This is a genomic window from Kitasatospora sp. NPDC096204 (assembly GCF_044763205.1).
Classification (GTDB): Bacteria; Actinomycetota; Actinomycetes; order Streptomycetales; family Streptomycetaceae; genus Kitasatospora.
On record NZ_JBIWFT010000005.1, the window covers coordinates 275,905 to 300,108 of the forward strand.

Genomic DNA, 24,204 nt, shown 5'->3' on the forward strand with positions numbered 1-24,204 from the left:
GAGGGGTCGTGGGAGGGGTCGGGGTCGGGGTTGTGGGAGTGGTCGGGGTTGTGGGAGGTGCCGGGTCCTTGGTCATCGCGATCCGCCCTTCCCGCGGAACTCGCTGTCGATCAGATCGAGGATCTCGGCGGCCGAGGCGGACTGGATGCGTGAGGCCACGTCGGGCTCCGCGCCGCCGGTCTGCTCCGACTCCCAGCCGCGCAGCAACTCGCGCAGCCTGCGGCCGATCTCCGCCCGGGTCGCCGGGTCCTCCTCGGGTGCGCGCACCAGGAGCTTCTCCAGCGCGTCCAGTCCCGCCAGCGCCGATCCGCCGAACTCCGGTGCCGAGGCGGCGGACCGGGCGGGCTCCGCCTCGGTGAGCAGCCGGGCCGCCAGCGCCGCGGGCGAGGGGTGGTCGAAGACGACGGTGGCGGGCAGCCGCACGCCGGTCGCCGCGTTCAGCCGGTTGCGGAACTCCACCGCCGTCAGCGAGTCGAAGCCCAGCTCCTTGAAGGACTGCTCGTCGTCGACCGCCGAGGAGTCCGCGTGCCCGAGGACCAGCGCGGCGGTGTCCCGGACCAGGTCGAGCACCAGCCGTTCCCGCTGGGCCTGCGGCACCGCCGCCAGCCGCTCGGCCAGCGACCTGGCCGGCTGCACGGTGCCGCGTCGCGCCGTGCGCCGGACCAGACCGCCGAACAGCGGGGGCAGCAGCCCGGCCGCCGCCTGGCGGTGCAGCGCCCCGGTGTCCAGCCTGGCCGCGACCAGGGCGGGTGCGGTGGAGCGCAGGGCCCGGTCGAACAGGCCGAGGCCGTCCTGCGCCGAGAGCGGTGCCACGCCGGTGCGGCCCATCCGGTCCCGCTCCCGGGCGTCCAGGTGACCGGTCAGGCCGCTGGCGTCCGCCCACAGGCCCCAGGCCACCGAGGTGGCGGGCAGGCCCAGCGAGCCGCGCAGTCGGGCCAGGCCGTCCAGGTAGGCGTTGGCGGCGGCGTAGTTGGCCTGGCCGGCGGCACCGGTGACCCCGGCGAGCGAGGAGAACAGGACGAACGCCGACAGCGGCGCCTCCCGGGTCAGCTCGTGCAGGTGCCGGGCCGCGTCGGCCTTCGCGGCCAGCACGGTGGCCAGCCGCTCCGGGGTCAGCGACTGCAGGACGCCGTCGTCGAGGACCCCGGCCGCGTGCACCACCGCGGTGAGCGGCCGGGTGGCCGGTACGGTGGCCAGCAGGGCGCTGAGGGCGTCCCGGTCGGACGCGTCGCAGGCCTCGATCCGCACCTCGGCGCCCGACTCGGCCAGCTCCTCGGCGAGTTCCGTGGCGCCGGGGGCCGCGGGGCCGCGCCGGCCGGTCAGCAGCAGGTGCCGGACGCCGTGCTCGGTGACCAGGTGACGGGCCACCAGGGCGCCGAGGGTGCCGGTCGCGCCGGTGATCAGGACGGTGCCGTCGGCCGCGGCCGCCCACGGGTGGTCGGCGGGCTCGGCCGGGGCGATGGCCAGTCGGGGGACGGACACCGTGCCGGCCCGGACGGCCAGTTCGGACTCGCCGGAGGCCAGGGCGGTCGGCAGGGCCAGCACGGCGGCCTCGTCGGCCGGGTCGAGGTCCACCAGCACCAGCCGGTCCGGGTTCTCCGTCCGCGCGGTGCGCAGCAGGCCCCACAGTGCGGCCGCCGCGGGCGTCGCCGCGCCGGTGTCCCCGGCGGCGCCGCCCGGCACCAGCGGCACCAGCCTCGACGCGGCGAAGCGCTCGTCGTCCAGCCAGCTGCGCAGCAGTGCGAGCAGCCCGCCGAGCGCGGCCCGGGTCTCCTCCGGGCCGGAGTCGGCCAGGGGTGGCAGCGCGGCCACCACCACCTCGGGGACCGGCGCCGCGCCGTCCTCGACGGCCGTGCGCAGCGCCGCCAGGTCGGTGAAGGCCGGGGCGCCGAGCAGGTCGGCGACGGCCGGGGCGGCGAGCACCGCCCAGGCGCCCGGCGCCGGGGCGGGCGCGGCGGGGCCGGCGGGCAGCGCGGTCCACTCCACGGTGTGCAGCGGCAGGGCGCCGCTCTCGGCGCCGGCTCGCAGCGCGGCGAGCTGCTCGGCCGTCACCGGCCGCAGCGCCAGCGCCGCCAGCCCGGCCACCGGGGCGCCCGAGGCGTCGGCGGCGCTCAGCGCCACCGTGCCGTCCTGGGCCCGGGTGAGCCGCACCCGCAGCGCCGTGGCGCCGCGCCCGTACAGCCGCAGTCCGGCGAAGGAGAACGGCAGCCGGGGGCCCTGCTCGCCGTCCGGCGCTCCGAGCGCCAGCGCGTGCAGCGCCGCGTCCAGCAGCGCCGGATGCACGGCGTGGCCGGTGGCGTCGGTGTCCTCGGGCAGCGTCACCTCGGCGTACAGGTCGGTGCCGTCGCGCCACAGGCCGGTCAGGCCCTGGAACACCGGTCCGTACGCGTAGCCCCGCGTGGCCAGTTCGTCGTACGCCGTCGACAGGTCGACCTCGGTACCGGGCGGCGGCCAGGGCAGGTCGCCGGGGGCCGTCGGGTTGCCGGGGGCCGTCGGGTCGCCGGGGGCGAGGAAGCCGGCGGCGTGCCGGGTCCAGCCGGGGGCGCCGGCCGTCCGGGAGTGCACCCCGACGGGCCGTCGGCCGCCCTCCTCCGGAGCGCCGACGCTGACCTGGAGGGTCACCGCGTCCCGTCCGGCGAGCACCAGCGGCGCCTCCAGCACCAGGTCCTCCACGGCGGGCACCTCGGCCTCCGGGTCGGCGAGCTCGGCGGCGTGCAGCGCGAGGTCGACGAAGGCCGTGCCGGGCAGCAGCACCGTGCCCTCGACGGCGTGGTCGGCCAGCCAGGGGTGGGTCGGGACGGAGATCCGGCCGGTCAGCACCAGCTGGTCGCCGTCCGCGAGCGGCACGCTCGCGCCGAGCAGTGCGTGCCCGGCCCGGTCCAGGCCGAGACCGTCGGCGTCCACCGCCGTGTGCGTCGCCTCCAGCCAGTGGCGTTCCCGCTGGAACGGGTAGGTCGGCAGCTCCGGTACGGCGGTGCCGGGCGCGGCGGGCGTGGCGGGCGCCCAGGCGGCGGGGGAGGTGCCGCTGACGTGCGCCTCGGCGAGCGAGAGCGTGAAGCGCTCCGGACCGCCCTGGTCCCGCCGCAGGGTGCCCAGCGCGACGGCTGTCGCGCCCGCGGCCTCGATGGTGTCCTGCACCGCCGTGGTCAGCACCGGGTGCGGGCTGACCTCGATGAAGGCGGTGTGCCCGTCGTCGAGCAGCCGTCGCACCGTCTCCTCGAAGCGCACCGGCTCGCGCAGGTTGCGGAACCAGTACGCACCGTCCAGCTCCGTGCCCGCCAGCGGCTCGGTGGTGACGGCCGAGTAGAACGGGACGTCGCCCGCGGTGGGCGCGGTGGCGGCCAGGAGCGTCCGCAGCTCCTCCTCCAGCGTGTCCACGTGCGGGGAGTGCGAGGCGTAGTCCACCGGGATCAGCCGGGCCCGGACGCCGTCGGCCTCGAAGGCGTCCCGGAGCGCCGCCAGCGCTTCCGGCGCCCCGGACACCACGGTCGCCGCAGGGCCGTTCACGGCGGCGACGTGCGCGTCCTCGCCCTTGCCGAGTCCCTTGCCGAGCCCCTTGCCAAGCTCATCGGCGAGTCGCTCGGCGAGCCGCTCGGCGACGGTCGCGGCCGGTGCCTGCACGGACAGCATGCCGCCGGTCCCGGCCAGCCGGGTGATGGCCCGGCTGCGCAGCGCGGCGATCCTGGCGGCGTCCGCCAGGCTCAGCGCGCCCGCGAGGTGGGCGGCGGCGATCTCGCCCTGGGAGTGGCCGATCACGGCGGCCGGCTCCACCCCGTGGTGGCGCCAGAGCTTGGCCAGCGAGACCATCATGGCGAACAGCGCGGGCTGCACCACGTCCACCCGGTCCAGGCCCGGCGCGCCGGGCGCCTCGGTGAGCACCTCCAGCAGGTCCCAGTCGGTGTGCGGGGCCAGCGCCGCGGCGCACTCGCCCAGGTAGCGGGCGAACTCCGGGTCGGAGTCGAGCAGTTCGCGGCCCATCGCGGCCCACTGGCTGCCCTGGCCGGGGAAGACGAACACGGCCCGGCCCGGCTGGTCGCCGACCGTGCTGCCGGTGACCACCCCCGGGGTCTCCACGCCGTCGGCGAGCGCCCGCAGTCCGGCGAGCAGGCTCTCGCGGTCCTGGCCGAGGACGACGGCGCGGTGGTCGAAGCGGGTGCGGGAGGCGAGGGCGCGGGCGACGGCGGAGGGCCGCGGCTCGGGCCGCTCGGCCAGGAAGGCGGTCAGCCGCCCGGCCTGCTCGCGCAGCGCCTCGGGGCTCCGGGCCGAGATCAGCAGCGGAAGCTCCGCCGTCCCGGTGGCCGGCTCCGCGGCCTCCTCGACGGGCTGTTCGAGGACGACGTGGGCGTTGGTGCCGCTGATGCCGAAGGAGGAGACGGCGGCGCGGCGCGGCCGGTCGCCCTCGGGGTGCCAGGGCCGCGCCTCGGTGAGCAGCCGGACGGTGCCGCCGGACCAGTCGACGTGGCTGGTGGGCTCGCTGACGTGCAGGGTGCGCGGGAGGGTCGCGTGCCGCATCGCCATGACCATCTTGATCACGCCGCCGACCCCCGCCGCCGCCATGGTGTGGCCGACGTTGGTCTTCAGGGAGCCGAGCCAGAGCGGGTGTTCGGCGTCGCGGGCGCGGCCGTAGGTGTTCAGCAGGGCCTGCGCCTCGATGGGGTCGCCGAGCCTGGTGCCGGTGCCGTGGGCCTCGACGGCGTCCACCTGGTCGGCCGTCAGCCGGGCGTTGGCGAGGGCCTGGCGGATGACCCGCTCCTGGCTGGGCCCGTTCGGCGCGGTCAGGCCGTTGCTGGCGCCGTCCTGGTTGGTGGCGGTGCCCCGGACCAGGGCGAGAACGGGGTGGCCGTTGCGGCGGGCGTCGGACAGGCGCTCCAGGAGGAGCAGACCCGCGCCCTCGCCCCAGCCGGTGCCGTCCGCGTCCTCGGAGAAGGCCTTGCACACGCCGTCGGCGGACAGCGCGCGCTGGCGGCTGAACTCCACGAAGCTGGTGGGCCCGGAGAGCACGGTCGCACCGCCGGCCAGGGCGAGCGAGCACTCGCCGGCCCGCAGGGACTGCGCCGCCAGGTGCAGCGCCACCAGCGAGGAGGAGCAGGCGGTGTCCACGGACACGGCCGGGCCCTCCAGGCCGAGGGTGTAGGCGATCCGGCCCGAGGCGACGCTGGCCGTCGTCCCGGTCGCCAGGTAGCCCTCGACGCTCTCCGGCGAGTGCCCGAGCCTGGTCACGTAGTCGCCCGCGACCACGCCGGCGAAGACCCCGGTGTCGCTGCCGCGCAGGGCGGTCGGGTCGATGCCCGCCCGCTCGACGGCCTCCCAGGCGGTCTCCAGCAGCAGGCGCTGCTGCGGGTCCATCGCGGTCGCCTCGCGCGGGTTGATGCCGAAGAAGGCCGCGTCGAACCGGTCGGCGTCCGACAGGAAGGCGCCGCGACGGGTGTACGAGGTGCCGGTCCGCTGCGGGTCCGGGTCGTACAGCGCCTCGGTGTCCCAGCCGCGGTTCTCCGGGAAGTCGGTGATCCCGTCCCGGCCCTCGGCCACCAGCCGCCACAGCTCCTCGGGCGAGGTCACCGCGCCGGCGAAGCGGCAGGCCATGCCGACGATCGCGATCGGGTCGTCCTCGGCCGGGGCCGACGGCACCGCGACGGCCCGCACCGGCGCCGCCTCGTCCTCGTCCAGCAGTTCGGTGCGCAGCCGGCCCGCCAGGGCGGCCGGGGTCGGGTGGTCGAAGACCAGCGAGGACGGCATCCGCAGCCCCGTCGCGCTGTTGATCCGGTTGCGCAGCTCCACCGAGGTCAGCGAGTCGAAGCCGAGGTCCTTGAACGCCCGCTCGGGCCCGACGGACTCGGCGCCGCCGTGGCCCAGCACGGCCGCGGCCTCGGTCCGGACCAGGGCGAGCAGCAGCCGGTCCCGTTCGGCCTCGTCCACCCCGCGCAGCCGGTCGGCCAGCGAACCGCCGCCGCCCGTGGCCGCCCGAGCGGTGACCGCAGGACGCCGGAGCGGGGTGCGGACCAGGCCGCGCAACAGCGGCGCGAGCGAGCGGTCCTCGGCGCGGGCGCGCAGCCCCGCGAGGTCCAGCCGCAGCGGGACGAGCAGCGGCTCGTCGCGGTCGAGCGCCTGGTCGAACAGGGCGAGGCCCTGCTCCGGGGCCAGCGGCGCGAACCCGGCGGCGGCCATCCGGGACAGCGCACCGCCGTCCAGCGCGCCCGCCATGCCGCCGCCGGAGCCGTCCCCGGCCTCGGCGCCCCACAGACCCCAGGCGAGCGAGACGCCGGGGACGCCGTTGCTGCGGTGGTACGCCGCGAGGCCGTCCAGGAAGGAGTTGGTGGCCGCGTAGTTGGACTGACCAGGGTTGCCGAGCACACCCGCGAAGGAGGAGAACAGCACGAGGGCCGACAGGTCCAGGGTCCGTACCGCGTCGGTGAGGTGCCAGGCGGCGTCCTGCTTGGGCCGGGCCACCGTGGCCAGCCGCTCCGGGGTCATCGACTCGATGGTGCCGTCGTCCAGCACCCCGGCCGCGTGGATCACGGCGGTCAGCGGGTGGTCCGGCCCGACCGAGCCGACCAGGGCGAAGGCGGCCTCCCGGTCGGCGGGGTCGGCGGCGACGATCTCCACCTCGGCGCCCAACGCCGAGAGACCGGCGGCGAGTTCGGTGGCGCCGGGGGCGTCGGGGCCCCGGCGGCTGGTGAGCAGCAGGTGCCGGACGCCGTGCTCGGTGACCAGGTGGCGGGCGAGCAGGCCGCCCAGCGTGCCGGTGCCACCGGTGATCAGTACCGTGCCGTCGCGGTCCAGCGGCTTGGCCAGGGTCAGCACCACCTTGCCGACGTGGCGCGACTGGCGCAGCCGGCGGAAGGCGTCGCCGGCCCGGTGCACGTCCCAGGCCTCCACCGGCAGCGGCAGCAGCTGACCGGACTCGAAGCCCGCGGACAGCTCCGCGAGCAGCTCGGCGATCCGGTCCGGTCCGGCCTCCATCAGGTCGAACGCCCGGTAGACCACGCCCGGGTGCTGCCGTGCGACCTGCTCGGGGTCGCGGATGTCGGCCTTGCCCATCTCCAGGAACCGGCCGCCGTGCGGCAGCAGCCGCAGCGAGGCGTCCACGAACTCGCCCACCAGCGCGTCCAGCACGAGGTCCACGCCGCGGCCCCCGGTCAGGTCCAGGATCCGCTGCTCGAACTCCAGGGTGCGGGAGTTGGCCAGGTGGGCGTCGTCGAAGCCCTGGTAGCGCAGCGCGTCCCACTTGGCCGGGCTCGCGGTGCCGTACACCTCCAGGCCGCGGGCGCGGGCCAGCTGGGCCGCGGCCATGCCGACGCCGCCCGCCGCCGAGTGGACGAGCACGGACTGGCCGGCCCGGTAGTCGCCGAGGTCGTGCAGCGCGTACAGAGCGGTGAGGAACACCACCGGCGCGCCGGCCGCCTGGGTGAAGGACCAGTGTCCGGGGACCCTGGTCAGCATCCGCTGGTCGGTGTCCGCCACCGGACCGCCCGCGCCCGACTCGAACAGGCCCATCACCCGGTCTCCGGGAGCGAACCCGTCGACCCCCGGTCCGGTCGCCAGGACGTAGCCGGCCCCCTCGCTGGCGATCGGGGCCTCGCCCGGGTACTGGCCCAGCGCGATCAGGACGTCGCGGAAGTTCAGGCCCACCGCCCGGATGCCGACCCGCACCTGACCCGGGCCGAGCGGGGCGTCCGGGTCCTCGGCGGGCAGCAGCGCCAGATGGTCCAGGGTGCCCCGAACCGCCGCGCCGAGGCGCCAGTTGGCCGACCCGGCGGGCTCCGCCAGCCGGCCCCCCGGGGCCTCCCGGCCGAGCCGGGCGGCGAGTACGGCGCCGTGGCGCAGCGCGAGCTGGTTCTCCCCGGTGACGGTCAGCGCCTGGCCCAGTGCCCGGTGCGAGGCCTCGTCCCGGTCCACGTCGACCAGCAGGAACCGCCCGGGGTGTTCGCGCTCCGCCGTGCGGACCAGGCCCCAGACCGCCAGGCTCTGGTCCCGGATCGTCTCGTCGTAGCGGGTGGAGACGGCGTGGCGGGTGACCACGACCAGCCGCGAACGCCTGAACCGCTCGTCCGCGAGCCACTGCTGGAGGACCTTCAGCACTCGGCTCGGGGCCTCCCTGGCCAGCTCCACCGGGACGTACGTGCCGCGCGGCGGCCGGCCGGGGCTGACCGCGAACAGCACCTCCTCCGGTACGGGCCCGGCGGCGAGCAGCGCGTTCAGGTCCTCGTGGAGCGGGACGTCCCCGCCGAGCGCCGCGACGACGCCGATCACGTCCTGGCCCAGCACCGCACGGGTGACGGCACGCCCCGCCTCGGGCGGGGTGGCGACGGGCTGCCAGTCGACCCGGAAGAGGCCGAGGCCGGGGTCGGCGGCGGTGGCCGACGGGGTGAGGTCGGCCGCCCGGAGGTGCAACGAGCCCACGGTGAGGACGGGGGTGCCGGTGGGGTCGGTGATGGTGAGGTGGGTGGTGTCGGGGGTGGTGGGGGTGAGGGTGGCGTGGAGGGTGGTGGCGTTGGTGGTGTGGAGGGTGGTGTCGGTCCAGTTGAAGGGGATGAGGAGGGGGGTGTCGGGGGTGGTGGTGATGAGGAGGGTGTGGAGGGTGGCGTCGAGGAGGGCGGGGTGGAGGGTGTGGCCTTCGGGGGTGAGGTCGGTGGGGAGGGTGATTTCTGCGTGGAGGGTGTTGTCGGTGTCGCGCCAGGCTTTGGTGAGGCCTTGGAAGGCGGGGCCGTAGGTGTAGCCGCGTTCGGTGAGGTGGTGGTAGGTGTCGGTGAGGTCGAGGGGGGTGGCGGTGGCGGGGGGCCAGGTGCCGGGGGTGTGGGGGGTGTGGGGGGTGTCGGCGGTGGTGTGGGTGAGGGTGCCGGTGGCGTGACGGGTCCAGGGGTGGTCCTCGTCCGCGCGCGAGTGGATGGTGAACGCGCGCCGGCCTTCGGAGTCCGGTGCGTCGACGGTGAGTTGGAGGTCCACGGCCTGCTGCTCGCGCAGCACCAGCGGAGCGGCGAGGGTCAGGTCCTCCAGGGTGGCGCTGCCGGTGTGCTGGGCGGCGTGGAGGGCGAGGTCGACGAAGGCGGTTCCGGGCAGGAGGGTCGAGCCGGCGATGGTGTGGTCGCCGAGCCAGGGGTGGGTCGTGGTGGAGATGCGTCCGGTGAGGACGAGTTGGTCGCTGTCGGCGAGGGTGATGAGGGCGCCGAGGAGCGGGTGGCCGGCGGAGGCGAGGCCGGCGGCGGTGACGTCGGTCGGCTTCGTGGTGGTCCGGTCGACCCAGTAGCGCTGCTGTTGGAAGGGATAGGTCGGCAGGTCGGTGTGAGGGATGGGGGTGGCCGGCTGGTAGGTGGTGGGGGTGTGGCCGGCGGTGTGGAGGGTGGCGAGCGCGGTGGTGAAGGACTGTGCCTCGGGGGTGTTCTTGCGCAGGGCGGGGACGGCGATGGCGTCGGTGGTGAGGCTCTGACGGGTGAGTGCGGTGAGGGTGGTGTCGGGGCCGAGCTCCAGGTAACGGGTGACGCCCGCGGTTTCGAGGTACTGGATGCCGGGGTGGAAGCGGACGGCTTCGCGGATGTGGCGGGCCCAGTAGGCGGGGTCGGTGAGTTCCGTGGTGACGGGCTGTGCGGTGAGGTTGGAGATGACGGGGATCCGGGCCGCGTCGTAGGTCAGGTCGGCGATCGCGGCTTGGAAGTCTTCGAGGATGTCTTCCATGTGGGGGGAGTGGAAGGCGTGGCTGACCTGGAGACGGGTGGTGCGCCGGCCCTGGGCGGCGAAGTGCGCGGCGACGGCCTCGACCGCCGGGGCGTCACCCGAGACGATGGTGGTGTCGGGGGCGTTGACGGCGGCGAGGTCGGCGCCTTGGCGTAGTTGGGCGCGGACTTCGTCCTCGGTGGCCTGGATGGCGAACATGGTGCCGTCGTTGCGGGCGGACTGCATGAGGCGTCCGCGGGCGGCGACCAGGGTGACGGCGTCCTCCAGCGAGAACACGCCGGCGAGGTGGGCGGCGGTGACTTCGCCGATGGAGTGGCCGATGAGGTAGTCGGGCGTGATGCCCTGCTGCTCCAGCGTCCGGTAGAGGGCGGTCTGGAGGGTGAACAGTGCGGCCTGGGTGTACGCGGTCTGGTGGATGAGTTCCGGGTCGTCGCCCCAGAGGACGTCGACGAGCGGGTGGTCGAGGTGGGGGGTGAAGAGGCGGGCGGTCTCGTCGAGTGAGGCGGCGAACGCCGGTACGGCCTCGTAGAGTTCGCGTCCCATGCCGTGGCGTTGGCTGCCCTGTCCGGTGAACAGGAACGCCGTCTTGCCCGGTCGGACGGTGCCGGTGACCAGCCCCGGGGCCTCGGTGTCCTCGGCCAGTGCCCGCAACGCGGCGAGCAGGCCCTCACGGTCGGTCGCGCTCACGACCGCCCGGTGGTCGAAGCGGGTACGGGCGGCGAGGGTGTGGGCGGCCGCGACGGTGTCCGCCTCGGGCCGCTGCTCCAGGTACTCGGCCAGCTGCTGTGCCTGCTCGCGCAGTGCCGGTGCCGACTTCGCCGACAACTGCCAGGGCAGCGGGGAGAGTTCGGTGTCCTCGTGGTCGGGTTCGGGGTCGGCCTGCTCCAGGATGAGGTGGGCGTTGGTGCCGCTGATGCCGAAGGACGACACGGCGGCCCGGCGCGGACGCTCGTCCTCGACGTCCCAGGGCCGTGCCTCGTCGAGCAGCCGCATCGTGCCGTCGGACCAGTCGACGTGGCTGGTCGGCTGTTCGGCGTGCAGGGTGCGCGGCAGGACGCCGTTCCGCATCGCCATGACCATCTTGATCACGCCCGCGACGCCCGCCGCCGCCTGGGTGTGTCCGAGGTTGGACTTGATCGAGCCGAGCCAGAGCGGCTGTTCGGCGCCATGGGCGCGTCCGTAGGTGTTGAGGAGCGCCTGGGCCTCGATCGGGTCGCCGAGCGAGGTGCCGGTGCCGTGCGCCTCGACCGCGTCCACCTGGTCGGCGGTGAGCAGCCCGTTGTCGAGTGCCTGCTGGATGACGCGTTCCTGGCTGGGGCCGTTGGGCGCGGTGAGACCGTTGCTGGCGCCGTCCTGGTTGACGGCGCTGCCGCGGATGACCGCCAGCACGGGGTGGCCGTTGCGGCGGGCGTCCGAGAGCCGCTCCAGGACGAGGAGGCCCACGCCCTCGCTGAAGCCGGTGCCGTCCGCCTCGTCGGAGAAGGCCTTGCAGCGGCCGTCCGGGGCGAGGCCGCGCTGCTTGCTGAACTCGGTGAACAGCACGGGGGAGGACATCACGGTGATGCCGCCCGCCAGGGCGAGTGCGCACTCGCCCTGGCGCAGCGACTGCACGCCGAGGTGCAGGGCCACCAGCGAGGAGGAGCAGGCCGTGTCGATGGTCAGCGCCGGGCCTTCCAGCCCCAGGGTGTAGGCGATCCGGCCGGACGCGACGCTGGAGGTGTTGGTGACGAGGTAGCCCTCCAGCTCGGGGCGGACCTCCTCGGGCCTGGCGTAGTCCTGGGCGATGGCCCCGACGAACACGCCGGTGTCGCTGCCGCGCAGCGAGTCCGGGTCGATGGTCGACCGTTCCAGTGCCTCCCAGACCGTCTCCAGGAGCACGCGCTGCTGCGGCTCCATGGCCTCGGCCTCGCGCGGGCTGATGCCGAAGAACTCGGCGTCGAACCGGTCGGCGTCGTACAGGAACCCGCCCTTGGCGACGTAGGTGCTGGCGGGCGCCTCGGCCTCCGGGTCGGGCACGTGCAGGGTGTCCAGGTCCCAGCCGCGGCCCTCGGGGAAGTCGCCCACCGCGTCGCCGCCGGCCTCCAGCAGGCGCCACAGCTGTTCGGGGCTGCGGACGTCACCCGGGAAGCGGCAGCCGATGCCGACGATGGCGATCGGCTCGTGGGCCGCTGCCTGGGCGTCGGTCAGCCGTTGCCGGGTCTGCTGCAGGTCGGTGGTGACCCGCTTGAGGTAGTCCCGGAGCTTCGCTTCGTTGGTGGCCATGAACCCATCCCTCGCAAGTACCAGACGGTCGTGGTCGGCAACGTCGCCGAACGTGCTTGCGGGCTGCTTAGCGTGGTCTAAAGCCGGAGGGACGGGACGGACGCCACCGCCGGGCCGGCCCCTGTCCGCGGGGCGGGAGGGCGAAGACAGACCCAAGGGGGCCTTTAGCCGGGCGGTCGAGGGTGACCGGCATGGAAGCCTCGGACGTTCACATCCTGTCGGCCGGCACCGCGCTGCCCGGCGATCCGCTGGACAACGCGGGCCTGGCCCGCCACTTCGGCATGGACCCCGTGTGGGAGCAGTGGGTCGACGCGTTCGTCGGTACCCGCGCCCGCCACCTCTCGGTCGACCTGGCCACCGGAAAGCTGCGCTCCTCGCTCGCGGACCTGAGCACCGAAGCCGCCGCGCGGGCCCTGGACGCGGCCGGCCTCGGCCCGGGCGACGTCGACCTGCTCGTTCTCGGCACGGCGACTCCGGACCAGCTGATGCCCGCCACGGTCAACCTGGTGGCGGACCGGCTCGGCATCAACGGCGTGCCGACCTACCAGCTCCAGTCCGGCTGCGCCGGCGCGTTCCAGGCCCTGGAGGTGGGCCGCAAACTCCTGCTCGCGGGCGAGGAGAGGACCGCGCTGGTGATCGGCGGCGAGCTGTGCTCCCGGCACTTCGACCCCGACGTCGACCTCGCGAAGCTGGACTCCGCGGAGCTGGTGAACTTCGTGCTGTTCGGCGACGGCGCGGGGGCGGCCGTGCTGAGCACCGAGCCCGCGCCGGGCACCCCGGTGATCCGCCGGGTGCTCAACCGGCTGACCGGCCTCGACCGGGCGCCGGGCCAGATCGTGGAGTGGACCGGCGCCCTGGACCGCGACGCGACGGACCGCGCGTACATCAAGGAGGACTACAAGGCGATCGAGCAGTCCGTGCCCGTGATGTCGCGGGAGATCGCGGAGGAGCTGCTCGGCGACCTCGGCTGGGAGCCGACCGACGTCGACTACCTGCTGCCGCCGCAGCTGTCGGGGCGGATGACCCAGCGGATCGTGGAGTCCCTGGGGATGCCGACGGCGGAGGAGGTCAGCCTGGTCGACCGCATCGCCAACACCGGCAACGCCATGCCGTTCTTCCAGCTGGAGCGGACGCTGCCGCAGCTGGCCGAGGGCGACCGGGTGCTGGGGGTGTCGGTGGAGTCCAGCAAGTGGCTCAAGGCCGGGTTCGTCCTCGAGGTGGTGTGACGGGGGCGACGACGAAGGAGCGGCGCGGACCCTTCGGTCCGCGCCGCTCCTTCGTGTTCCGGCCCGCTCAGCGCGGCTCGCCGAACCACCGCGCCAGGGCCGCCGCCGGCTCGCCCGCGCCCGTCGTCCACACCACGTGGCCGTCGGGGCGCACCAGCGCCGGGGCGGGGACCCCGTCCGGCGCGACGGCGGTGGCCACCCGGTCGGCCCATCCGGCCGCGAGGTCGGTGAGCGGGAGCCCGTCCGCGCCCTCGGGCACCAGCAGGAGGCCCCTGCCGTCGTGGGGCAGCGGCGCGGCGTCGGGGATCCGCCGCCCGATCAGCGGGTGGGTGTCCTGCCCGTCGTCCGCGCCGGGCGCGGTGACGGCGTAGCGCACGTCGATGCCGGTGACCAGTTCGACCAGGTGGCGGTTGACCTCCTCGAGACCGGCCAGCCGCGTCACCAGCGCGCGCACCCCGGCGGTGCGCCCGGGCGGCTCCATCAGGGCGAGCTGGGCGTCCAGGGCGGCCCGGGCGCGTTCGCCCTCCGGGTGCCGTTCGTCGTGGTAGCTGTCCAGCAGCCCGGGCGGGGCCCAGCCGTTGACCTGGGCGGCCAGCTTCCAGCCGAGGTTGACGGCGTCCTGGAGGCAGGTGCTCAGCCGCAGCCCGCCGAGCGGGAAGAAGGAGTGTGCGGCGTCGCCGGCCAGCAGTACCCGGTCGTGGCGGTAGCGTTCGGCGTTGCCGCTCACACTGGTGAACCGCTCGGCCCAGCGCAGTTCGCGCGCGGGCAGCTCCCGCCCGGTCAACTCCTTGATGTCGGCCTGGAGTTCGGGAAGACCGACCGGGCCGTCGGAGCCGGCGGCCGGGCCGAGCCCGGTGGTGATCACCCGCAGCAGGTCGGGGCCGGCCGGGGCGCCCGAGTAGACCCCGCCGGAGTCCACGTAGTGCGCGCCCAGGTGGTTGGGGGCCAGCTGGGCGAAGTCGACCTCGACGTCGCCGACGCTGCCCTCGACGGTCCACCCGCTGCCGGGGAAGGGGATGCCGGCGAGGCGCCGCACCGCGCTCTCCGTGCCGTCGGCGCCGACCAGGTAGGAGGCGGTCAGCTCGCCCTCCCGGCCGTCCGCGCCGCGCAGCCGCAGCGTCACCGGGCCGTCCCCGGTGCCGGTGTCCAGCCCGGTCACTTCCTGGCCGCGCCGCAGCTCGACCCCGAGCTCGCGGGCGCGCTGCTCCAACAGCGCCTCCAGCCGGTTCTGCGGGACCAGCAGGCCGCGGACGGGCTGCGGATCCAGCAGTTCGGGGCGCAGCCAGATCAGCGAGAAGTGGGCGCCGGGGAGCGGCATGCCCTGCCCGCGCAGCCGGTCGCCGAGGCCGCGCTGGTCGAGCAGTTGCATCACGGCCGCGTTGACGGCCTGTCCGGGGGCGTGTTCGGCGGGTTCGGTGCGGCGGTCGAGGACCACGGTGCGCACCTTCGCCAGGGCGAGCTCGCAGGCCAGCATCAGCCCGGTGGGGCCGGCGCCCACCACGACGACGGGGTCCGCGGCGCTCTCGGGGTGGTTCGGGGCGGCAGTGGCGGTCACGGGGTCATCCTTTCCGCAGCAGGGGGATCACGGGGGCGAAGTCGTGCATGGCCGGGGCGAGTAACGCGAAGGAGGTCAGCCCGTACCGCTCGCGGTGCGCGCGGACCTGCTCGGCGATCTGCCGGTGGGTGCCGATCAGCAGCGTGGGAAGCTCCAGCAGTTCGGCCACCGACAGGTGGGCGGCGAAGCCGGACTCCCGCAGCGCCTCGGCGGCCGCGCGCCGGTCGCCGGTGACGATGATCCGCTTGACGGCGATGTTCAGCTCCGGGGCCCGGCCCAGCTGTGCCGCCCGCTCCCGTACGGACGCCACCCGCCGCGCGATCTCCTCGGGGGAGTGCAGGACGAGGCCGCCGCCGGGCGGCAGCGAGGCGCCGATGAAGCAGACGGTGTCGGCGTGGTGGGCGGCGAGTTCGAGCTCGGCCGGGTCGTCGGCGGCGAGGAGCAGCGGAGGCCGGGGGTGCTGGAGCGGCCGGGGCCGGTGGTCGGGGTCGGGCAGCAGGCGCTGGAGCGTCTCGACGGCGTCCGTGAGACGGGTGAGCTTCTGCGTCGCGTCCAGGTGGGCGGTCCGGGCGCTGGCGGTCTGCCCGGAGTGCAGGCCCACCTCCAGGCGACCGCCGGTGATCCGGTCCGTCCCGGCGATCTCCCGGGCCAGGACCTCCGGGTCCCACAGGGCGGTGTTGGTCAGGTAGGTGGCCACCCGCAGCCGGGTGGTGGCCGCGGCGGCGGCCACCAGGGAGGGGAACGGCGCGGTCATGCCGAGGTGGTCGGTGGTGGCGAGCAGGTCGTAGTCCAGCCGTTCGGCCTCGGCGGCGATGCCCGGCCAGTCCGCCTCCGGGTCGATCACCGACACCAGGAAGCGCAGCGGGCGGTCGGCGGTCACGGCGCTCACCTGCCCTCTCCGTTCCGGGGGCCGCCCAGGACCGGCGTTCGCCCGCGGCCGCGCAGCAGCGCCAGGGCCGCGCCGAGCACCGCCCGCTGCGGGCCGTGGCCGCCGATCATCTCCAGGGCCGAGCGCAGGCTCCACAGCCGGGACTCGGCGACGTGGTCGGGGGAGCCGTGCACGTCGTCGTGGGCCAGCAGCCGCAGTCCGCGTACGTGACGTTCCAGCAGCAGCCGGTCGCCGGGCGGGATGATCTCGTCGCGCTCGCTCGCGATGTACGCCAACGGCACGTCCAGGCGGGCCAGTTCCGCTTCGCTCAGGCCCCAGTCGGCGATGTGCCCGAGGACCGATGCCGGCTCCCGGCCGGTGAGGTGGGCCAGGGTGTCGACGGTGACCCGGGGGATCCGCGGCCGCCATTCGGGATCGGCGAAGAAGTCGCGGACCGGGGCGCCGGCGGTGACGATCCCGCGCACGCGCTTGTCCTCCAGCGCGGCGCGCAGGGCGAGATGGCCGCTGAAGCTCATCATCACCGCATAGCTGCGGGTGACGTCGGCGCGCCCCTCCAGGGCGTCCAGCAGCTCGCTGACCATCCGGTGGCTGTCGGCCGTGTAGCGCCAGGTGTTCTCGCCGACGCCGGGCATCTCGGTGGCCACGGCGGCCACGCCCAGCCGGGCGGCCCGGGCCAGGAGCGGGCCGAACTGCTCCTTGACGCTGACGATGCCGCCGCTGAACAGCAGCAGCGGGGGCAGCTCGCCCGAGCCCGCCGCGTCGAGCCCGGCCGCCCAGCAGCGCACCCGGCCACCGGACAGCTCCAGGTCCAGCCGTTGGATGCCGGCCCGCTGCCCGAGCCGCCAGCGGTCGAAGGAGGCGACCGTCAGCTCCTGGGCCTCGGCCCGCGCCGGGCCGTCCACGTACGGGAAGCGGGCGATGTTGAAGAACCGTCCGGCCGACAGCTCCCGCCCGGCGCGCTCCTCGACGGTGCCGGCGGCCGTCCACTCCCGGGCCCAGGAGCCGGGTTCGCCGTCCAGGTCGTGCCCGATCCGGCCCAGCACCCGGCGCGACGCGTCCTGCGGGATGCCGAGGATCCGGGCGTGGACCTCCACGAACCGCCTCAGCTCGGTGACGTCGTTCATGCCGTCTCCTTCTCCTTCTCGGCGGAGTAGCCCTCCAGCAGGTCCTTGACCTCGGTGAGGACGTCGGCGGCCTCCGCGCCGTCGATCACCCGGTGGTCGAAGGTGAGGTTGAGCCGCATCACCGGGGCGCCGGTCACCCCGCCGTCCCGGACCACGGCGCGGTCGGTGATGCGGCCGATCCCGAAGGTGAGCGTGGTGCCGCCCACCGAGTGGAAGCCGTCCACCGCGCGGTGGCCGAGCGAGGTGACCGCGAAGGTCCCGAAGAAGCGGGGGTGACGCGCCAGCGAGCGCACCGCCCGGCGGTAGGCGGCGCGGGCGATCGGGCCCGGCAGCCGCTGCAGCAGCAGCATCGGCGCGAACTCCGGCATCGACACCGGGTCGCCGTCCCGGTAGCGCTCCAACTGGTACTGGATGTCGGGCAGTTCGGCCCGCTGGAGGTCGGGCAGCACCGCCGAGACGACCACCCGGCGCCCGCCGATCCGCTTGTCCAGCGTCACCTTCCCGGCCACCTCGCCGTAACGGGCCACCCGGGGCCGCAGCCGTCCCCGGATCGCCGCGTTCGCCTCCGGGTGCGCGGCCAGCACCCGGGCGGCCGCGTGCAGCACGTAGGTGACCACCGACAGCCGACGCTCGTCGCGGTGCTCCTCCCGGTGGGCGAGCACCCCCGACATGTCGACCTCGGTGTCCAGGTGCACCGGTGAGAACGGGCGGATCTCGTCGAGGAACAGGAGCGTGTGGCGCCGTTCGCGTGCGATGGCGGATATCTGCATGGGCGCCAATCTCGGCAGTCGGGCCTAAGGGCCCCTTAGCGCGCTCTAAAGACCGCGGGACACCGCCGAGAAGACCGCGGGACACCGCCGACGAGCGGGCGAAAGAGCTGCTTTAGAGGCCCGAAAGCCCACCGGCACAGCCTGACCGGGACCCCGTCCGCCGCCGCTCGCAGGAGTTCAGGACATGTCCCACCCCATCGCTGTGAGTCTCACCGACGACCTTGCGTCGCTGCCCGACTTCCCGCAACAGCGGCACTGCCCCTACCAGCCGCCGCCGGGCTACCGCGACCTGCGCCGCACCGAGGGACCTGTGGTGCGGGCCAGGCTGTACGACGGCCGGCCGACCTGGGTGGTGCTCGGTCACACGGAGGCCCGAGCCCTGCTGATCGACCCGCGGCTGTCCTCCGACTGGAGCCGCCCGGACTTCCCCTCGCCCAGCCCCCGGCGCAAGGCCATCCAGAAGGCGACCATCCTGGTCGGCATGGACGGCGAGGAGCACGCCTCCTACCGGCGGCGGCTGATCTCCTCGTTCTCGGTGCGCCGCACCCGCGAGCTCGGCGAGGCGATCCAGCGCCGCTCGGTCGAACTCGTCGACGCGATCCTGGAGCAGGGGCCGCCGGCCGACATCCTCAGCGCGCTGGCGCTGCCGCTGTCCTCGTACACCATCTGCGGCATCCTCGGGGTGCCCTACGAGGACCACGACTACTTCGAGGCGCAGTCGGCGGCGCTGGTCTCCCCCCAGGTCTCCGAGGAACAGGCCACCGAGGCCCTGATGAGCCTGCGCGACTACCTGACCTCCCTGGTGGAGCGCAAGGAGAAGGAGAAGGCGTCCGGTGACGGCCTGCTGGACACCCTGGTCTCCCGTGACCTGGCCGGCGGAACGCTCTCGCGCGACGACGTCATCCGGCTCGGCATCATCCTGCTGATGGCCGGTCACGAGACCACCGCCAGCATGATCACCCTCAGTACCTTCACCCTGTTGCAGAACCCCGAGCAGCTGGCCGCCTTCCGTGCCGACCCGGCCGTCGGCGCGCTCGCCGTCGAGGAACTGCTGCGCTACCTGTCGATCGGCGACGTCGCCATGCGCATCGCCGCCGAGGACATCACCGTCGGCGGCGTCACCCTGCGCGCGGGCGACAGCGTGATGCTCTCCACCGCCGAGATCAACCGCGACCCGGCGGCCTTCGAGCGCCCCGACGAGCTGGACCTGGCCCGCGGCGCCCGCCACCACCTCGGCTTCGGCTTCGGCGTCCACCAGTGCATCGGCCAGAACCTGGCCCGGGCCGAGATGGAGAGCGCGCTCACCACGCTGTTCACCCGGATCCCGGGGCTGCGGCTGGCGGTGCCGCCCGAGCAGATCGAGATCAAGCCCGCGCAGAGCGGCGTCCAGGGCATCTACGAACTCCCCGTGGCCTGGTGAGCGCCGTGCGGATCTTCGCCGACCCCAGGCGCTGCGTCGGGGCGGGCCAGTGCGTGCTCACCGCCCCCGAGGTGTTCGACCAGGACGAGGACGGCCTCGTCGCCCTGCTCACCGACGGCACCGCCCCCGCCGCCGACCGTGACCGGCTCGACCAGGCCGCCCGGCTCTGTCCGGCCGCCGCGATCACCCTGCAGGAGGAGGAGACGGAGGCCGACCCGGCATGAGACGCCACCCCGGCCGCGCCCGACGCGCCCGTCCGGCCGCCCTCCTGGCCCTGCTCGTCGTCGCCGCCACCGCCTGCGCCCCCGGCACCGGAGCCCGCTCCGGTGCCGGGGGCGGGCGGATCGTCTACGCCGTCGACTCCCAGCCGGACTGCCTCGACCCGCAGGTCAGCCCGTACGACATCACCGCCGTGATCGACCGGAACATCTTCGACTCGCTGGTGTCCACCGACGCCGACGGCCGGCTCCGGCCCTGGCTCGCCACCTCCTGGGAGGTCTCCGACGACGGCCTGGAGTACACCTTCCGGCTGCGCGAGGACGTCCGTTTCCACGACGGCACCCCCCTCACCGCCGACGCCGTCAAGGCCACCCTGGACCACACCGTCGCCCCCGAGACCAAGTCCCAGTACGCGGCCGGGCTGATCTCCATGTACCGGGACACCACCGTGGTCGACCCGTACACCGCGCGGATCGCCCTGACCAGGCCGTACCCGCCGCTGCTCCAGTTGCTGTCCACCGCCGTCTTCGGCATCCAGTCGCCCACCGCCCTGCGCGCCGACCAGGGCCGCACCTGCGGGCACCCGGTCGGCAGCGGCCCGTTCGTGTTCGCCGACTGGGCCCGCAACCGCCGGGTCGTCCTCGACCGCAACCCCGCCTACCAGTGGGCCCCCGAGGACGCCGGCCACACCGGCCCCGCCCGCGCCGAGGGACTCACCGTGGAGTTCGTCCCCGAAGCCGCCTCCCGCTTCGGTGCGCTGAGCTCCGGCCAGGTCGACATCGCCGCCGCCATCCCGCCCGGCAGCATCAGCCGACTCGCGCACGCCGACGGCTTCCGCTTCCTCCAGGCCCCGCAGCCCGGCGCGCCCTACCTGCTGCTGCTCAACCCGGCCCGCGCGCCGCTGGACGACCTACGGGTCCGCCAGGCCCTCCAGTACGCCGTCCGCTACGACGACCTGGTGCGCGCCCTCTACTCCGGCCGCCACCAACGGGCCTGGGGCGTCCTGTCCCCGGCCACCCCCGGCTACAACCGGGCTGTCGAGGGCGCCACCCCGTACGACCCCGGACGGGCCGCCGCCCTGCTCGACGCGGCCGGCTGGACCGGACGCGACGACGCCGGCTACCGCACCCGCGACGGCAGGCGCCTGAGCATCGAGTGGCCGTACATGACCAGCCTGATGCGCGACCAGCGCGTCCTGCTCGCCCAGGGCATCCAGGCCGACGCCCGCCGGGCCGGCATCGAGATCCGCCTCACCGCCCACGAACCCGGCACCTACCTGAAGAAGGCGCTCTCCCGCGACGCCGACATCCTCGCCTTCAGCTGGAACCGCGCCGACCCCGACGTCATGCGCACCTACTTCGCCTCCGACCAGACCGCGGACAAGGGCGGGTCCAACGCCTTCGGCGTGTCCGACCCCGAACTGGACGCCTGGCTCAGGGAAGCCTCCGCCACCTCCGACCCGGCCCGGCGCGACGCCCTCGACGGCCGGGCCCAGCTCCGGATCCAGCAGCAGGCCTACGCCCTGCCCGTCTACGCCCCCACCACCCTGGTCGGCGCCGCCGACCGGGTGCGCGGCGTCACCTTCGACGCCCAGGCGTACCCGCGCTTCTACGACGCCCGGCTGGAGGGATGACCCCGTGACCGCCCCGTTGCGCTGGCTGCTGCGCCGCCTCGTCCTGGCCGCGCTGGTCGTCCTCGGCGCCGCCCACGCCGTGTTCTTCGCGTTCCGGCTGCTGCCCGGCGACCCGGTCCGCAGCGTGCTCGGCTCCACCAACCCGACCCCCGAACTCGTCGCCCAGGTGCGCCGCGAACTCGCCCTCGACCAGCCACTGGTGGTGCAGTACGGGCGCTTCATGGGCCGCCTGCTCACCGGCGACCTCGGCGAGTCCTACCAACTCCAGCAGCCGGTGGGCCAGGTGATCGGCAGCCAGCTCTGGCCGACCCTCCAACTCGCCCTCGCCGCCTTCGTGCTGGCCCTGCTGCTCGCCCTCACCGCCGCCGTGCTCACCGCCGACCGGCCGCGGGCCCGGCGGCTGTCCTCCGCGCTGGAGCTGTTCACCGCCTCCAGCCCCGCCTTCGGGATCGGAGCGGTGCTGCTGGCCCTGCTGTCCTTCCGGCTGCGCTGGTTCCCCGCGATGGGCGGAGGCGGGATCTCCGGCCTGGTGCTGCCCGCCGTCACGCTCGCCGTGGGCATGGCCGGGGTGTTCACCCAGGTGCTCCGCGAGGAGCTCGAACGCGTCCTCGACCAGCCCTTCGTCCTCACCGCCCGGGCCCGCGGCGGCGCCGAACTCGCGGTCCGGCTGCGGCACGCGCTGCGCCACGGCCTGATCCCGCTGGTCACCCTCGCGGGCTGGGCCGCCGGAGCCCTGTTCGGCGGCGCGGTCGTGGTCGAGACCGTGTTCAGCCGCCAGGGGCTCGGCCAGCTCACCGCCACCGCCGTCCAGGGCCGCGACCTGCCGGTGGTCACCGGGGTCGTGCTGCTGTCCGCGACGGTCTTCGCGCTGATCAACGTGGCCGTCGACGTGCTGTACCGGGTGATCGACCCCCGGATCGCCGAGAGGAGCACCGGATGACCACCAGCCGACTGCCGGTCGGGGCCGCGGCGCCCGCCGCCCGCCGCCGCCCGCTCGCCCGCCTGCCCCGCACCGGGGCCGGGACGGCGCTCGCCTGGGCCCTGCTCGGGCTGGTGCTGCTCGCCACCCTGGCCCCCGACCTGCTCGCCGGGCAGGATCCGCAGGCCATCGACCCCGCCGACGCGCTGTCCGGACCGAGCCGGCCCCACTGGCTGGGCACCGACCAGCTCGGCCGCGACCTGTTCAGCCGGATCGTGCACGGCGCCGGCGCCTCGCTGCTGATCGGCCTCGGCGCCACCGCCCTCGCCCTGGTCGGCGGAGCGCTGCTCGGGGTGCTCGCCGCCACCGCCGGCCGCACCGTCGACCGGGTGCTGTCCGGCCTCACCGACGTCCTGATGGCCTTTCCCGGCCTGATGCTCTCCCTCGTCGTGGTCACCCTGCTCGGCCCCGGCAGCGCCAACGCCACCCTGGCCATCGGCGCCTCGCTGCTGCCCGGCTTCCTGCGCCTGGCCCGCGGCCAGGCACTCGCCGTGCGCGCCGGCGACTACGTACGGGCGGCCGTGGTCATGGGCCGCGGCCGCGCGGACATCCTGCTGCGGCACGTCCTGCCCAACGCCCTGCCGCCGCTGCTGGTCCTGGCCACCGTCAACACCGGCAGCGCGATCATCGCGGGCTCCACGCTCAGCTTCCTCGGGCTCGGCCCGAAGCCGCCCGCGCCCGAGTGGGGCAGCATGCTCTCCGAGGGGCGCGACCACCTCGACACCGCCTGGTCCGTCGCCGTCTTCCCCGGACTCGCCATCACCCTCACGGTCGTCGCCGTGACGGTCGTCGGCCGGGACCTCCAGCGGCGACTGGACGGAAGGGACGGCCGTGACCGCACCTGACCGAACCGCCCCGCTGCTCACCGTCGAGGACCTGAGGATCTCCTTCGGCCGCGGCCGCCGGCGCACCGACGTCGTCCACGGCGTCGACCTCGACCTGCGGCCCGGCGAGTGCCTCGCCCTGGTCGGCGAGTCCGGCTCCGGAAAGACCCTCACCGCCCGCGCCCTGGTCGGACTGACCGGCCCCGGGGCGAGCGTCACCGCGCGCCGCCTCGACTACGGCGGACAGGACCTGCGCACCCTCGGCGCCCGCGAGTGGCGGCGACTGCGCGGCGCCGGGATCGGACTGGTCTCCCAGGACGCCCTGGTGTCCCTCGACCCGCTGCGCCGGGTCGGCGACGAGGTCGCCGAGCCGCTCGCCGTCCACGGCATCGGCACCCGCCGGGACCGCCCGCAGCGCGCCGTGGAACTGCTGCGGGAGGTGACCGTGCCCGAACCCGAGCTGCGGGCCCGGCAGTTCCCGCACCAGCTGTCCGGCGGCCAGCGCCAGCGGGCCCTGATCGCCGCCGGGATCGCCGCCGCCCCCCGGGTGCTGATCGCCGACGAGCCGACCACCGCCCTCGACCCCTCCGTACGGGCGCAGATCCTCGACCTGCTCGCCGAGCGCCGGGCCACCGGCATGGCGGTCCTGCTGATCAGTCACGACCTCGCCGCGGTGGCCAGGCTGGCCGACCGGATCGCGGTGATGCGCGCCGGCCGGATCGTCGAGACCGGGCCCACCGGGGAGCTGCTGGCCGCGCCCCGGCACCCGTACACCCGGATGCTGCTCGACGCGGTGCCCACCGGCTGCCGCCCGGCCGAGGCGACGGCGCGGGTCGGCGAGCGGGTGGTGCTGCGCGCCGAGGGGCTGACCAAGGCCTACCCCGCCACCGGCGGCCGCCGGGCCGGTACGGTCACCGCGCTGGACGCGGTCTCGCTGGAACTGCGCGAGGGCGAGACCCTCGGCATCCTCGGCGAGTCCGGCTCGGGCAAGACCACGCTCGGCCAGACGGTGCTCGGCCTGCTGGAACCGGACGCCGGGCAGGTGACCCTGCTCGGGCAGCCGTGGTCGGGGCGCGGCGAGGCGGCCCGCGCGGCGCTGCGCGGGCGGATCCAGCTGGTGCAGCAGGACCCGCTGTCGTCCTTCGACCCGCGCTGGACGGTGGAGCGCATCGTCGCCGAGGCCCTGGGCGCACCCGGTCGCCGGGCCGCCCGCCGCCACCGGGCGCGGATCGCCGAACTGCTCGCGCTGGTGGGGCTGGACGAGGTCCTGCTGGAGCGCCGGCCCCGGCAGCTGTCCGGCGGCCAGCGCCAGCGGGTCGCGATCGCCAGGGCGCTCGCCCCCGAACCGGAGGTGATCGTCTGCGACGAACCGGTCTCGGCGCTGGACGTCTCCGTCCAGGCCCAGGTGCTCGACGTGTTCGCCGAGGCCCAGCGCCGCCTCGGGGTGGCCCTGCTGTTCATCTCCCACGACCTCGCGGTGGTGCGACGGATGAGCGACCGGGTCGCGGTGATGCGGGCGGGCCGCATCGTCGAGACCGGGCCCACCACGGAGGTCTTCACCGCCCCGAAGGACCCGTGGACCGCCCACCTGCTGGAGGCGATCCCGCCGCTGGACCCGATCCGCCCCTGACGGC

At 75.1% G+C, this 24,204-nt stretch carries 12 protein-coding genes; 7 read left to right on the plus strand and 5 right to left on the minus strand.

Going from position 1 to position 24,204, the window contains the following annotated elements; all coding sequences use genetic code 11:
- Positions 1-72: 72 nt before the first annotated feature.
- Positions 73-11,931, minus strand: coding sequence for an SDR family NAD(P)-dependent oxidoreductase (locus ACIQ87_RS08205; protein WP_402403294.1), 11,859 nt, complete (start codon positions 11,929-11,931; stop codon positions 73-75).
- A gap of 191 nt (positions 11,932-12,122) precedes the next feature.
- On the opposite strand from ACIQ87_RS08205, the gene ACIQ87_RS08210 reads away from it, so the two are divergent.
- The gene (locus ACIQ87_RS08210) at positions 12,123-13,157 is read left to right on the plus strand and encodes a 3-oxoacyl-ACP synthase III family protein (protein ID WP_402403297.1); all 1,035 of its coding nucleotides are present in this window, start codon (positions 12,123-12,125) and stop codon (positions 13,155-13,157) included.
- Between the two features lie 67 nt (positions 13,158-13,224).
- Here ACIQ87_RS08210 and ACIQ87_RS08215 read toward each other — a convergent pair whose 3' ends face one another.
- The 4 genes from ACIQ87_RS08215 to ACIQ87_RS08230 are packed head-to-tail and all read right to left on the minus strand — an operon-like array spanning position 13,225 to position 17,495.
- On the minus strand, positions 13,225-14,712 hold the full coding sequence (locus ACIQ87_RS08215) for an FAD-dependent monooxygenase (RefSeq protein WP_402403300.1): 1,488 nt from the start codon (positions 14,710-14,712) through the stop codon (positions 13,225-13,227).
- A gap of 4 nt (positions 14,713-14,716) precedes the next feature.
- Positions 14,717-15,601: an LLM class flavin-dependent oxidoreductase gene (locus ACIQ87_RS08220; RefSeq protein WP_402403303.1), complete on the minus strand. Its 885-nt coding sequence runs from the start codon at positions 15,599-15,601 to the stop codon at positions 14,717-14,719.
- Positions 15,598-16,725, minus strand: a complete 1,128-nt coding sequence (locus ACIQ87_RS08225) for an alpha/beta hydrolase (protein ID WP_402403305.1) — start codon at positions 16,723-16,725, stop codon at positions 15,598-15,600. The genes ACIQ87_RS08220 and ACIQ87_RS08225 overlap by 4 nt, the downstream gene beginning before the upstream one ends.
- Positions 16,722-17,495 (minus strand): 2-oxo acid dehydrogenase subunit E2, encoded by a 774-nt coding sequence (locus ACIQ87_RS08230; RefSeq protein WP_402403308.1) that lies wholly within the window; start codon positions 17,493-17,495, stop codon positions 16,722-16,724. The genes ACIQ87_RS08225 and ACIQ87_RS08230 overlap by 4 nt, the downstream gene beginning before the upstream one ends.
- Before the next feature lie 184 nt (positions 17,496-17,679).
- On the opposite strand from ACIQ87_RS08230, the gene ACIQ87_RS08235 reads away from it, so the two are divergent.
- From ACIQ87_RS08235 to ACIQ87_RS08260, 6 genes are read left to right on the plus strand one after another with little or no spacing between them, the layout of a single operon-like run.
- A complete protein-coding gene (locus tag ACIQ87_RS08235; protein ID WP_402403311.1) occupies positions 17,680-18,915 on the plus strand; it encodes a cytochrome P450 in 1,236 nt (411 codons plus the stop codon).
- Positions 18,916-18,920: 5 nt separating this feature from the next.
- Positions 18,921-19,139: a ferredoxin gene (locus tag ACIQ87_RS08240; RefSeq protein ID WP_402403378.1), complete on the plus strand. Its 219-nt coding sequence runs from the start codon at positions 18,921-18,923 to the stop codon at positions 19,137-19,139.
- Positions 19,136-20,767, plus strand: coding sequence for an ABC transporter substrate-binding protein (locus ACIQ87_RS08245; RefSeq protein ID WP_402403314.1), 1,632 nt, complete (start codon positions 19,136-19,138; stop codon positions 20,765-20,767). Before ACIQ87_RS08240 ends, ACIQ87_RS08245 begins: the two co-directional genes overlap by 4 nt.
- Positions 20,768-20,771: 4 nt before the next feature.
- Positions 20,772-21,707, plus strand: coding sequence for an ABC transporter permease (locus tag ACIQ87_RS08250; RefSeq protein WP_402403317.1), 936 nt, complete (start codon positions 20,772-20,774; stop codon positions 21,705-21,707).
- Positions 21,704-22,591: an ABC transporter permease gene (locus ACIQ87_RS08255; protein ID WP_402403320.1), complete on the plus strand. Its 888-nt coding sequence runs from the start codon at positions 21,704-21,706 to the stop codon at positions 22,589-22,591. Before ACIQ87_RS08250 ends, ACIQ87_RS08255 begins: the two co-directional genes overlap by 4 nt.
- Positions 22,578-24,200, plus strand: a complete 1,623-nt coding sequence (locus tag ACIQ87_RS08260; RefSeq protein ID WP_402403322.1) for a dipeptide ABC transporter ATP-binding protein — start codon at positions 22,578-22,580, stop codon at positions 24,198-24,200. Before ACIQ87_RS08255 ends, ACIQ87_RS08260 begins: the two co-directional genes overlap by 14 nt.
- Positions 24,201-24,204: the final 4 nt, after the last annotated feature.

Bases quoted from the DNA above. Each gene is read 5' to 3' on its own strand.
- ACIQ87_RS08210 (WP_402403297.1), top strand. From the start codon at position 12,123: ATGGAAGCCTCGGACGTTCACATCCTGTCGGCCGGCACCGCGCTGCCC.
- ACIQ87_RS08230 (WP_402403308.1), bottom strand. From the start codon at position 17,495: ATGCAGATATCCGCCATCGCACGCGAACGGCGCCACACGCTCCTGTTC.
- ACIQ87_RS08205 (WP_402403294.1), bottom strand. From the start codon at position 11,931: ATGGCCACCAACGAAGCGAAGCTCCGGGACTACCTCAAGCGGGTCACC.
- ACIQ87_RS08245 (WP_402403314.1), top strand. From the start codon at position 19,136: ATGAGACGCCACCCCGGCCGCGCCCGACGCGCCCGTCCGGCCGCCCTC.
- ACIQ87_RS08255 (WP_402403320.1), top strand. From the start codon at position 21,704: ATGACCACCAGCCGACTGCCGGTCGGGGCCGCGGCGCCCGCCGCCCGC.
- ACIQ87_RS08225 (WP_402403305.1), bottom strand. From the start codon at position 16,725: ATGAACGACGTCACCGAGCTGAGGCGGTTCGTGGAGGTCCACGCCCGG.
- ACIQ87_RS08235 (WP_402403311.1), top strand. From the start codon at position 17,680: ATGTCCCACCCCATCGCTGTGAGTCTCACCGACGACCTTGCGTCGCTG.